Annotated in this window: 9 protein-coding genes; 3 read left to right on the forward strand and 6 right to left on the reverse strand. The window is 43.1% G+C overall.

All coding sequences use genetic code 11. The features are described 5' to 3' along the window. The 3 genes from D0907_RS15940 (at position 1) to D0907_RS15950 (ending at position 5,764) form a co-directional block, all read left to right on the forward strand. Entirely contained in the window at positions 1-1,857 is a 1,857-nt protein-coding gene (locus D0907_RS15940) for a sensor domain-containing diguanylate cyclase (RefSeq protein WP_065979459.1), read from the forward strand. A gap of 12 nt (positions 1,858-1,869) precedes the next feature. Continuing rightward, entirely contained in the window at positions 1,870-2,880 is a 1,011-nt protein-coding gene (hemB, locus tag D0907_RS15945) for a porphobilinogen synthase (RefSeq protein ID WP_065979460.1), read from the forward strand. A gap of 133 nt (positions 2,881-3,013) precedes the next feature. Further along, positions 3,014-5,764 (forward strand): ExeM/NucH family extracellular endonuclease, encoded by a 2,751-nt coding sequence (locus tag D0907_RS15950; protein WP_065979461.1) that lies wholly within the window; start codon positions 3,014-3,016, stop codon positions 5,762-5,764. Between the two features lie 43 nt (positions 5,765-5,807). Here the strand turns inward: D0907_RS15950 and D0907_RS15955 are convergent, their stop codons facing one another. From D0907_RS15955 to D0907_RS15980, 6 genes are all read right to left on the reverse strand, one after another. Then, a complete protein-coding gene (locus tag D0907_RS15955) occupies positions 5,808-6,227 on the reverse strand; it encodes a hypothetical protein (RefSeq protein ID WP_036973553.1) in 420 nt (139 codons plus the stop codon). A gap of 401 nt (positions 6,228-6,628) precedes the next feature. Then, positions 6,629-8,716, reverse strand: a complete 2,088-nt coding sequence (gene fusA / locus D0907_RS15960) for an elongation factor G (RefSeq protein WP_118844741.1) — start codon at positions 8,714-8,716, stop codon at positions 6,629-6,631. Between the two features lie 226 nt (positions 8,717-8,942). After that, entirely contained in the window at positions 8,943-9,602 is a 660-nt protein-coding gene (locus D0907_RS15965; protein ID WP_074989499.1) for a 3-oxoacid CoA-transferase subunit B, read from the reverse strand. 11 nt (positions 9,603-9,613) lie between these two features. Continuing rightward, positions 9,614-10,321, reverse strand: coding sequence for a CoA transferase subunit A (locus D0907_RS15970; RefSeq protein WP_118844742.1), 708 nt, complete (start codon positions 10,319-10,321; stop codon positions 9,614-9,616). A 9-nt stretch (positions 10,322-10,330) separates the two neighbouring features. Next, complete coding sequence (locus tag D0907_RS15975; protein WP_036973558.1) at positions 10,331-11,092, reverse strand: 3-hydroxybutyrate dehydrogenase; 762 nt, start codon at positions 11,090-11,092, stop codon at positions 10,331-10,333. A gap of 4 nt (positions 11,093-11,096) precedes the next feature. Then, complete coding sequence (locus D0907_RS15980) at positions 11,097-12,287, reverse strand: E22 family MetX-like putative esterase (RefSeq protein WP_118844743.1); 1,191 nt, start codon at positions 12,285-12,287, stop codon at positions 11,097-11,099. Positions 12,288-12,293 lie beyond the last annotated feature (6 nt).

Raw genomic sequence — 12,293 nt, forward strand, 5'->3', positions numbered from 1 at the left:
ATGAAGCGCCTATGGTCACTATGTGGCGTACTCTTCGTTGTTTTATTCAGTCATTATTTAAAGGCTAACCCTATCGCCGTTAGCTCGCACTTTAAGTCTCAACAAATCATAAATGTTGAGTACACGCTCGAGCCTATTACTCAGCAACAAGCATTTATCAGTAAAGATATCGACTGGCAAAAAAATCAAGCTGACACTCTTAACTTGGGCTTAAACCTGACACCCTTGTGGCTAAAGGTATCGATAAAAAATACCTCCTTGAATGATCTCACTCTGATTCTCTCGATCGATAACCCACTTCTTGATGAAGTCAGTGTTTTTCATGTGCAAGGTAGGCACATTCTGTCAAAGACCAAAATTGGCGACGCACTGCCGCTTGCAAATCGGCAAATAAAGAATGAGTCCTTACTTGTTCCACTCATTTTGCCTAAAGCAAGTCATACGGAAGTATTTTTAAGAGTTGAGAATGAGGGCGGATTACGTGTCCCACTTAGTCTATGGGAGCCGTCTGAATACCTTAAATATAAAAGTAAATTTAACTTACTCTATGGATTATTAGTTGGTTTTATTCTTTCTTTGGCGATCACTAACCTCGTCCTGTACGGTTTTTCAAGACGCCGTTACTTTGCCTACACAGGTATTTTACTAACCTCATTATGGTTAACACTTGCTTATATATATGGTTTTGGGTATCGCTACTTACAACCGAGTGGTTTAACATTCCAGCAGTTGGCAATCCCGAGTCTATTTTTTATAAGTGGTGCGCTATTTGTTCCTATACAACGGTGTATTTTTAGCACTGATAATAAAACCCTGAGTCGCACTCAATATTGGTTAGCCTGGGCCATGATACTGATGACAGTATTAATGTGGTTTCTCCCTAAACATTTTGCACTCTCACTGTGTTTAATCAGCTTGCCTGTATTACTACTGGTGTTTTTCATCATTGCCATGAAGCAATTTAACCAGGCGTACAAGCAACCAAGCATTGCCTTCCTTATTGGTTTATCTGCATTTTTCTCTGCGATTATTTACAGTGGTTTAGGTGTCTTTAACCCATTTAATTTAAATATTGGTATGCTTTCTCTTACGTTTGTTTGCTTCTTAATTTGTAGTCTGAGCTTATGTTATGCCGTTATTAAATTATTCTTGATGCAACGTGATGCCGAAGTCGTGTCACAACAAAACGCATTAGCAGAGAGTAAAGCGCAAGATACCTTAATGCGGGAGCGCTTAGCCCTTCAAGAACAAGCTCGGCAAGATTTAGAGGCTAACATTGAAGAGCGAACATTTGAGCTGCAAGTTACCCTACGTGAGCTTGAAGACAAAAATCGTGAGCTTGAGCAGCTCAATATGGAAGATGCATTAACGAAAACGAAAAATCGCCGTTATTTCGATAAGAAATTAATAATGGATATTCGCCGCTCTCGCCGGGAACAAACCCCGCTTAGCGTCATTATGCTCGATATTGACCATTTTAAAGCAATTAATGACAATTTTGGCCACTTAACCGGTGACCAAACCATTCAAACGACTGCAAATATTATTAAAGAACACTTAAAGCGCCCTCTCGATGAAGTCGCCCGGTATGGTGGGGAAGAGTTTGTTGTACTCTTGCCTAACACCCCCCTTGAAGGTGCCCTAATAATTGCTGAACAAATACGCAAAGCCGCTGCTAACACTGATATAATAGTTGCCGGAACAACGATTAAATTTACACTCAGTGCCGGTGTTTTCAGCGCCGTTGCAGAAGACGTTAATAAACCAAGTTTATTCACAGACTATGCCGACAAAGCCCTTTATCACGCAAAGCAAACAGGCCGTAATCGCGTAGTAAGTTATCCTCTACCAGACTAGGAGTATAAAAGCATGGCCCAATCAGGACTCGATCTTTTCCCATATACACGTATGCGCCGTATGCGCCGTGATAATTTCTCTCGACGCCTTATGGCTGAAAACCAACTAACCGTGAATGATCTTATTTTCCCTGTTTTTGTGTTAGAAGGTAAAAACCGCCGTGAAGCCATTGAATCTATGCCGGGGATTGAGCGCCTTTCTATCGACTTATTGCTAGAAGAAGCCAAAGAGCTTGTTGAATTAGGTGTACCCGCTGTCGCGATTTTTCCTGTTACACCGAGTGATAAAAAATCACTGCTCGCTGAAGAAGCTTACAACCCAGATGCACTTGCACAACGCACTGTGCGTGCACTAAAAGAAGCATTTCCAGAGCTGGGTGTAATCACTGATGTTGCACTCGATCCATTCACTGTGCATGGCCAAGACGGCATTATTGATGACGAAGGCTATGTGATTAACGATGTGACAACTGAAATACTCGTAAAACAAGCACTTTCACATGCCGAAGCCGGTGCTGATGTCGTCGCCCCATCTGACATGATGGATGGTCGCATCGGTGCAATTCGAGAAGCATTAGAAGCGCAAGGCCATATCCATACTCGCATCATGGCGTATTCTGCTAAATACGCTTCAAGCTATTATGGACCATTCCGTGATGCGGTAGGCTCAGCAGGTAATTTAAAAGGTGCCGACAAAAAAACCTATCAAATGGATCCAGCAAATTCAGATGAAGCCTTGCGTGAAGTAGCGTTAGACCTACAAGAAGGTGCAGATATGGTGATGGTTAAACCTGGCATGCCATATTTAGATGTTGTACGTCGCGTGAAAGACGAGTTTGGCGTACCAACATTTGCGTATCAAGTGAGCGGTGAATATGCCATGCATAAAGCAGCCATTGATAATGGTTGGCTTGCAGAAGAGGCAATAATCATGGAATCTTTACTGGCCTTTAAACGTGCAGGTGCCGATGGCATCCTCACTTATTTTGCTAAACAAGCAGCAACGTGGTTAAAAAATAACTAACCTAAAGTAAATAGTCTAAAAAACAGTGATTATTTCACTTTTATTAACATTTTGTATTCAATTTGTCATAGATTTTCCTTAAAGTATTGTGTCCCAATTTGGGACTCTAATCATAAATACACGGGAAAATATAATGATAAATACTAAATTAACGCCGCTCGCGCTTGTCATTGCAAGCCTGAGCGCGCCTGCCTCAGCCAACTTAATCATCTCAGAATACGTTGAAGGAAGCGCCAACAACAAAGCTGTTGAGCTTTACAACACGTCAAGCACTGAGTTATCACTCGATGGTTACACTATCTCATTGTATTCAAATGGAAATGGTGACTTAGCCTCTCCTAATAACAGCCTCACCTTAAGCGGTACCCTTGCTGCAAATGGCACATATGTGATTGCTAATGCAGGCGCTAGTGCAGAATTAATAGCAAAAGCAGATACAGATTCAACCATTACCTACTTTAATGGTGATGATGCGTTGGTATTAAGCAAAGACGGAGCAATTGTTGATAGCTTTGGTCAACTCGGTGTTGATCCAGGTTCAGCGTGGTCTGAGGGGGGAGTAACAACGGCTAATAAAACACTCCGTCGTAAAACGACTGTAACCACTGGCCGTACCGATGCAACGGCAGGCTTTAACCCAAGCGAAGAGTGGGAACAATTCGATCAAGACGATTTCAGCAACTTAGGCCTATATGGTGACAGCAGTGAACCAACACCTGAGCCAGAACCAGTAACACCACTTGTGTGTGGCGCAGAAAAAACCTTAATCAGCGCCATTCAAGGTGAAGGGGGTGATAGCCCACTTATTAACACTGAAGTAGAAGTTGAAGGCGTAGTCACTGCTGACTTCCAAGGTGATGATCAACTTAAAGGTTTCTTCATCGGCTCACTTGCGGCTGATATCGATGCAAACCCACTTACCTCTGAAGGCGTATTCGTTTATTTCGCTGATACTGATGTGACTGTTGGTGACCACGTACGTGTTAAAGGCAGCGTGGCTGAATACTACAGCGCAACACAACTGGGTGATGTTAGCCAAGTAGAAATTTGTGCGACAGGTTTAACTACCGACGCTACGGCTATCACCTTGCCAGTTGCTGACGTTGCAGATCTTGAAGCTTACGAAGGTATGCTCGTTACCCTCTCTCAACCACTTGTCGTTAATAACAACTATGGCCTTGGCCGCTACGGCGAAGTTGACTTAGGTACTGAGCGTTTATACCAAGGCACGCAAGTTGCGCTCCCAGGTGATGCTGCGAATGCAATTGAAGCTGAAAACCTGAAGAAGCAAATCTTAATTGATGATGGTTCAACCAAACAAAACCGTGATCCAATTGCTTATCCTGGCACGGGCCTCGATGCTTATAATACTCTGCGTTTAGGCGATACAGTAAATTCTATCACCGGTGTAATGGGTTACAGCTTTGACCGTTACCGTATTCACCCGACTGTGCAACCTAGTTTTACAGCAACAAATCCACGTGCAGACGCTCCTGAGCTGGCCGAAGGTGCAGATTTACGTGTTGCTAGTTTCAATGTACTGAACTACTTCAATGGTGATGGCCAAGGTGCAGGTTTCCCTACTAGCCGCGGTGCAGACAGTGAAGAAGAGTTTATTCGTCAACAAGCGAAAATCGTCAGTGCAATCACTGCAATTCAGGCAGATGTGATTGGCTTAATGGAAATCGAAAACGATGGCTTTGGTGAAAATAGCGCTATCGCCAGCCTAGTCGCAGCACTCAATGATGAAGACGTAAACAACAGTTATGCTTTTGTTGACTTTAACGTCCCACAAGTAGGCACTGACGCGATTACAACGGCAATTATCTATCGTGCAAATAAAGTAACCGAGGTTGGCACAGCCGCGCATACTACGGTTGCACCATTTGATTACAGTAATCGTCCGCCAATTGCACAAAGTTTTAAATCGCTAGAAACAGAAGAGGTTTTCACTGTTGCTGTTGCGCATTTAAAATCAAAAGGTGGCTGTGGCAGTGCCGAAGGCAATAATGCAGATTTAGGCGATGGCCAAGCATGTTGGAATGAAATTCGAGTTGCGGGTGCCAATGCCTATGCAGATTGGTTAGCCACTCATCCTACGGGTGTCGCAGATGACGATGTCATTTTGGTTGGCGATATGAACGCTTATGCCATGGAAGACCCTATCCGTGCATTTGCAGACAAAGGCCTTAAGAGTGCTGTTACAGAGTTAGATGGTAACACATTAGGTTATTCTTATAGCTTCTCTGGTCGTATTGGTAGCCTTGATCATGCATTAGTATCTGAATCACTGCTTGGTAAAGTAGTTGCAGCGACAGATTGGCATATCAATGCCGATGAGCCAATTAGCTTAGACTATAATCTTGAATACAAGTCATCAACTCAACAAGCAAGCCTCTATGCAGACAATGCTTATCGAGCATCGGATCATGACCCAGTCATCATTGATATTAAATCAGAGCCAGCACCAGAGCCTATTCCTGAGCCACAAGCCCCAGTGATAAGCCCAGAGCAAGCTTTTGAAGTACTTGAAAATAGCGCGATTGGTACTGTCATTGGCCAACTTGAATTCAGCGATGCTGATGCTGAGTATACGCCTGTTGTAAAATTCATTGTTTCTGGTGAAAACGCAGATGCGATATCAATCGACGCACTCGGTCAAATCAGCCTTACGAAAGAACTTGATTATGAGTTCGAAAATAAACTAACACTTATGATCCGCGCTGAAGATAGCGCAGGTAACTTATCGGAAGCGCAACTACTTTACATCAATGTGAAAAATGATGAAGCTGACGATGAAGACGAAGACGATTCTGGCTCATTTGGCTGGCTGAGTTTACTTGCTTTACCTTTCGTGGCTGTACGCCGCCGCTTTAAAGCATAAACATTAAAAAGGCCGCAATTGCGGCCTTTATTCATCCTGCGATTTAAGCCTTACACTCTACATGTGCCTTAAATGTACTAGAGCCTTTGTTTACTTTATACAACTTCGTAATTGCTAATTGCTGCTCTTCATTAATTTGCCAATTACTAAAATGGTATTTTTCACCATTCTCAAGGCTAATCTTAAACACCGTAAGAAAGGCCACTTTCTTAAACTCAATGGCTTTAATCTCTTCAGCATTTATATAACGCTTACCAAAACCACGAGAATAGCAAATGCCTGCTTTGTAGCAGTGTAAAAAACGGATCTGCAAAAAGTTTAATACCGTGATAAACAGTAAAACTGGCAAAATAAACATCAGTAATGACGTACCAATAATGTTAACACTAAATGCAACAAGACTAGCCAGCACTAACTTGCTTCCCTGTACGGTCCAATTTGGACTTAACTTAATCGTTTTCATGAGAATATATCTTTAATTTTTAATAAAAATAAGCAGGACTTTTAATACAAAATGATTAACTAATCATTCGCAAGGCAATTCTACACCGTTCAAAAAAGGTACACAAGGTACAGAATAAGACTTTTAGACTAGAACAAAATGATTAATTCACAACTTACTAAAAAGCATAGCTTTTTAGATTAAAAATAAATTTGTACAAAAATCATGCACATCAAACCACTTAGTACTTATTTGGTAATTATGAAAATAAAACCAATACTAAAAGTCGTGATCATATTGGGAACATTAATAAAGAAGCACTGAATAGAAGATTAATTTAGATGTGTTATTTGTAATCGTGCTTGGCGGGCAATAAAAAACCCGCAACAAGTGCGGGTTTTTTTAAGAAGTTAAAAGGCTAATTACTTAGCAGCTTTTTTCTCTTTTTCTGCAGCGATTACAGTTTCAGCTACGTTTTGTGGACATGGTGCGTAGTGTGAGAACTCCATAGAGAACTGACCACGACCAGACGTAATAGTACGTAAGTGACCGATGTAACCGAACATTTCAGAAAGTGGTACTTCACCCTTGATGCGAACGCCCATTGCGCCTGCTTCTTGGTCTTTGATCATACCACGACGACGGTTAAGGTCACCGATTACGTCACCTACGTTGTCTTCTGGTGTGAACACGTCAACTTTCATGATTGGCTCAAGAAGTTGTGCACCCGCTTTAGGGATAGACTGACGGAAAGCGCCTTTAGCAGCGATTTCGAACGCGATTGCTGATGAGTCAACTGCGTGGAAAGCACCGTCGAAAAGTTCTACTTCAACGTCTAATACTGGGAAGCCAGCTAGAACACCTTCATCCATCATAGACTTAAAGCCTTTCTCAACTGCAGGCCAGAATTCCTTAGGAACGTTACCACCAACAACTGAAGACGTGAATGTGAAACCTGAGTTAGGCTCACCTGGCTTGATGCGGTAATCAATTTTACCGAATTGACCAGAACCACCAGATTGTTTCTTGTGCGTGTAGCTATCTTCGATTTCTTTCGTGATAGTTTCACGGTAAGCAACCTGAGGTTGACCAACAACTAGGTCTACGCCGTAAGTACGCTTAAGGATATCTACTTTGATATCTAAGTGAAGCTCACCCATACCTTTAAGGATGGTTTCGCCTGAATCTTCGTCAGTTTCAACTTGGAATGAAGGATCTTCTGCAACCATCTTACCGATCGCGATACCCATCTTCTCGTTACCGCCTTTGTCTTTAGGCGCAACAGCGATTGAGATAACTGGATCAGGGAAGATCATCGCTTCAAGTGTACATTCGTGCTTAGGATCACAAAGCGTGTGACCAGTTTGAACGTTCTTCATACCAACAACAGCGATGATGTCACCCGCTTGCGCTTCAGAGATCTCGTTACGGTCGTTAGCTTGCATCTCAACCATACGGCCGATACGCTCAGTTTTACCTGTTGCTGAGTTAAGTACTGTGTCACCTTTTTTCATACGACCTGAGTAGATACGGATGAATGTAAGTGCACCGAAACGGTCGTCCATGATTTTGAACGCTAGCGCTTTAAGTGGCTCATCAGCAGAAACTGTTGCTACTTCACCTGTCGCTTCACCTGTTTCTGGATCAGTTAGAGGCTGTGGATCAACTTCTGTAGGCGCAGGTAGGTAATCTACAACCGCGTCTAGTACTAATTGCATACCTTTGTTTTTGAATGCAGAACCACAGAACGTTGGGAAGAACGCAAGATCACGAGTACCTTTACGGATACAACGCTTGATTTCTTCTAATGAAGGCATTTCACCTTCCATGTACGCTTCCATTAGCTCATCGTCTTGCTCAACAGCAGACTCGATTAGCATCTCATGGTATTCTTCAACTTTGTCTACCATGTCAGCTGGAACGTCTTGTACTTCGTAGTTTTCAGGAAGACCTGTCTCGTCCCAAACGTATGCTTTTTTCTCAAGTACGTCTACAACACCACAGAATTGGTCTTCGATACCGATTGGTAAAGTCATAACTAGTGGGTTAGCACCAAGTACTTTTTCTACTTGACCAACTACGCGGTAGAAGTCAGCACCCATACGGTCTAGTTTGTTTACGAAGATTACACGTGCAACTTCTGATTCGTTCGCATAACGCCAGTTAGTTTCTGACTGTGGCTCAACACCACCAGAACCACAGAATACACCGATACCACCGTCTAGTACTTTAAGTGAACGGTATACTTCTACTGTGAAGTCAACGTGTCCCGGAGTATCGATAACGTTTAAGCGGTGGCCTTTCCACTCACAAGTTACAGCTGCTGATTGGATTGTAATACCGCGCTCAGCTTCTTGTTCCATGAAGTCAGTAGTAGACTCACCGTCGTGTACCTCACCAGTCTTATGAATTTTACCCGTAAGCTTAAGGATACGCTCAGTGGTGGTAGTTTTACCCGCGTCAACGTGGGCGAAAATACCAATATTTCTGTACTTCGATAAATCTGCCATTATTTTACTCTTAATAAAGTCGAAAAATTATTCGGCGGGAGTATAGCATTACTTAAAGCGAACATCACCATAGAAGTCGCTTAAAATGCAATCAATTTTATAAAATTTTTATATGCAAAGGATAAGCGGCACTTTTTAAAGTGCCGTTAAAGTGATGTTAAGGTGCCAAGGAGTCATTTTATGTCTCCAAAAATAAAAAGAGATTCGAAATAATGCGAAAAAACGCCTAATCAAATGCCATCTCAGGAATCTCACCCGAGACAATAAGTTTGCCTTGTGTCTTTGCAATAATCTCATCAACCGAAACACCTGGGGCACGCTCTAATAAATGAAATGCACCGTCTTTAATTTCTAATAACGCTAAATCGGTGATCACTTTATTAATACAACCAACACCAGTGAGCGGTAAACTACACTCTGTTAGTAGCTTTGATTCACCGTGTTTATTGGCGTGCGTCATGGTGCAAATAATGTTTTTAGCACCGGCCACTAAATCCATTGCGCCTCCCATGCCTTTAACTAACTTTTTCGGGATCATCCAACTGGCAATGTTACCGTTTTGGTCAACTTCAAAGGCACCCAGTACCGTTAAATCAACATGCCCACCGCGGATCATGGCAAAGCTTTCTGCAGAGTTAAAAATAGCCGCCCCCGTTGCCGCAGTGACCGTTTCTTTACCGGCGTTGATCATATCGGCATCAACTTGGTCTGCGCTTGGGTAGGGCCCCATACCGAGCAAGCCATTTTCTGATTGCAGCATCACTTCGATGCCATCAGGGACATAATTCGCGACTAAGGTTGGAATACCAATGCCTAAATTAACGTAGTAACCGTCTTGTAATTCCATCGCCACGCGTTTAGCGATTTGTTCTCGTGATAATGCCATCTGCGTGCTCCTTATTGACTCTCTTGCTTAGTGGTAACTTTCTCGATGCGTTTTTCAAATTCACCTTTAATCACGCGGTCAATATAGATACCCGGTGTGTGAATTTGACTTGGCTCAAGCACCCCTGGCTCAACGATTTCTTCAACTTCAAGAACCGTAATTTTGCCCGCGGTTGCCGCCATCGGGTTAAAATTCATTGCCGTATGTCGATAAATACAATTGCCGTAACGGTCTGCTTTCCACGCTTTTACTATCGCAAAGTCACCCGTAATACTTGGCTCTAATAAATAATCGCGACCATTAATATTGCGGGTTTCTTTACCCTCAGCGACCGGTGTACCCACACCCGTCGCGGTATAAAATGCAGGAATACCCGCACCACCAGCACGCATTTTTTCAGCTAAGGTGCCTTGCGGTGTGAGCTCAACCTCAAGCTCACCGTTTAATAATTGCTGCTCAAATAACGCGTTTTCGCCGACATACGAGGCCACCATTTTGCGGATCTGCTTGTCTTCGAGCAACACACCTAAGCCAAAACCATCTACGCCGCAGTTATTCGACACCACGGTTAAATCACGCGTGCCTTGACGTTTAATTTCAGCAATTAGACCTTCGGGAATACCACATAAGCCAAAGCCGCCAGCGATGACAGTCATGCCATCTTCAAGGCCTGCCATAGCATCACTATACGTTGTTACTACTTTATCAAAACCAGCCATGGGCTCCTCCTATTGTGCTGTCCAACCGCCATCAATGGCGATTGCTTGCGCAGTAATGTTTCTTGCTGCATCCGCCATTAAAAAGCTCACGGTATGCAGTATTTCATCTAAGCCGATAAATGCCTTTTTCGGCATAGGAGCAAGCATAATGGTGTCGATCACTTGCTGCTCAGAAATGCCATGTTCTTTCGCTTGAGACGCTATTTGCTGCTCCACCAGCGGGGTTTTCACATAGGCCGGACACACCGTATTAATCGTGATGTTGGCATCGCCAGTTTCGAGTGCCATGGTTTTTGCAAAGCCAATTAAGCCATGTTTTGCGGCGATATAAGCCGACTTATACTTAGAGGCGACCATGGCATGAATTGAGCCAATGTTAATGATGCGACCAAAATCTTGCTTACGCATACGCGGCAATACCGCTTTGGTCATCATTGCCGGACCAACAAGCATTACCTGTTGTAAAAACTGCCATTTATCTGCCGGAAAGTCTTCAAGCTTGGCAACATGCTGGATACCCGCATTATTAATAAGAACATCAATCGGCTGATTTAGCTCAGTGAAAAATTGCTCTATCGCAGTGCTGTCTGCCACATTCAGTGCATAGCCTTCAGCGCTGCCGCCTTGCTCTACAATTCCTGCTGCTGCTTGCTGCGCCGCATGTTGATTTAAATCAGTGACAATAATGGTATGCCCTTGCATCGCAAGTTGCTGGGCAATATACAGCCCAATACCACTGGCAGCACCGGTAATTAAAACTGTTTTGCTCATCGGGTTACTCCTCTAAAAACTCACTGATAAGCTGCGCCTTAGGCGCAATTGAGAACAGGCCATCAAGGTGCCCCCAACCGCCTTCGATTTCAGAAAGCGTGACATCTTTACCTTGCGCTTTCATGGTTTCATACACAGCGCGCATGTTTTCAGGGCGTAGCAATAAGTCGTTACTTGCAGGAAGCAGTAAGGTTTTTGCAGATACGTTTTTAAGTGCACTGGTTAAATCACTTTGCATACCCGCCGTAAATAATTGTGATGCCCGGACCAAATACAATACATGGTTCGCATCTTGAGTTTGCGCACGCGCCATTGCACGCTGTGCAAGCACTTGGTTTAATTTAGGCAAAGTGCGAATGTCTTTTAATGCCCCGTCATCTAGAACGTTAAAATCTGGGAAACTGGCATTGTAAATAATCGGGTGCATTGCATCTTGAGTGATATTGAGCATGGTTGCAGCAAGCCCCTCTAACGGGCGCTCTTTGCCATAGTAATTACCTTGTTGCCAATTTTTATCAAGGCGAATTGGTAAAGCCCATTTTTCAAGTGCTGCGACAGTCCATGCGTCCATCGTTGCCGCACCAATAACATGAATTAAACGCTCTACTTTATCGGGGTAACGTGTTGCCCATTCAAGCGCTTGAAACGAGCCCATAGATGCGCCCATTACTGCATGTAATTTATTAATGCCTAGGCTGTCTAATAAACGCTTTTGCACATTAACAAAGTCAGTGATTGTCACAACAGGAAAATCCAAACCATAGGGTTTACCCGTTTTTGGGTTAATCGATGCTGGACCTGTGGTGATCACATTAGAATCGTGCCAATTCGCATTCACTAAGGTGTCTGAACTGATCACAAAATATTTATTAGTATCAATCGCCTTACCTGGGCCGATGATCGCATCCCAATACCCTGGTAATGCATCATCTGCTTTATATTTACCTGCAGCATGTGAGGTACCCGAAAAATAATGGGTAATTAAAATCACATTATTTTTGTTGGCATTTAATTTACCGTAACTTTCCCAACCAATATCGACTTTAGGTAAAGTCACGCCAGAGACAGTGGTAAAGTCCTTTGTCGTAAAATGCTGTTTTTCTACCAGCATTGTCTGAGGTGGTGTGTTATCAGCAGCAAACGCTGTGCAACTAAATACAACCAACCATAGCAACATTATTAATTTAGTTTTCATTGCTGT

The organism is Pseudoalteromonas lipolytica (assembly GCF_003515105.1).
GTDB lineage: Bacteria > Pseudomonadota > Gammaproteobacteria > Enterobacterales > Alteromonadaceae > Pseudoalteromonas > Pseudoalteromonas lipolytica.

Excerpts from the sequence above, each read along its gene's own strand:
- D0907_RS15940 (WP_065979459.1), top strand. The coding sequence starts at position 1 with ATGAAGCGCCTATGGTCACTATGTGGCGTACTCTTCGTTGTTTTATTC.
- hemB (WP_065979460.1), top strand. The coding sequence starts at position 1,870 with ATGGCCCAATCAGGACTCGATCTTTTCCCATATACACGTATGCGCCGT.
- D0907_RS15950 (WP_065979461.1), top strand. The coding sequence starts at position 3,014 with ATGATAAATACTAAATTAACGCCGCTCGCGCTTGTCATTGCAAGCCTG.
- D0907_RS15955 (WP_036973553.1), bottom strand. The coding sequence starts at position 6,227 with ATGAAAACGATTAAGTTAAGTCCAAATTGGACCGTACAGGGAAGCAAG.
- fusA (WP_118844741.1), bottom strand. The coding sequence starts at position 8,716 with ATGGCAGATTTATCGAAGTACAGAAATATTGGTATTTTCGCCCACGTT.
- D0907_RS15965 (WP_074989499.1), bottom strand. The coding sequence starts at position 9,602 with ATGGCATTATCACGAGAACAAATCGCTAAACGCGTGGCGATGGAATTA.
- D0907_RS15970 (WP_118844742.1), bottom strand. The coding sequence starts at position 10,321 with ATGGCTGGTTTTGATAAAGTAGTAACAACGTATAGTGATGCTATGGCA.
- D0907_RS15975 (WP_036973558.1), bottom strand. The coding sequence starts at position 11,092 with ATGAGCAAAACAGTTTTAATTACCGGTGCTGCCAGTGGTATTGGGCTG.
- D0907_RS15980 (WP_118844743.1), bottom strand. The coding sequence starts at position 12,287 with ATGAAAACTAAATTAATAATGTTGCTATGGTTGGTTGTATTTAGTTGC.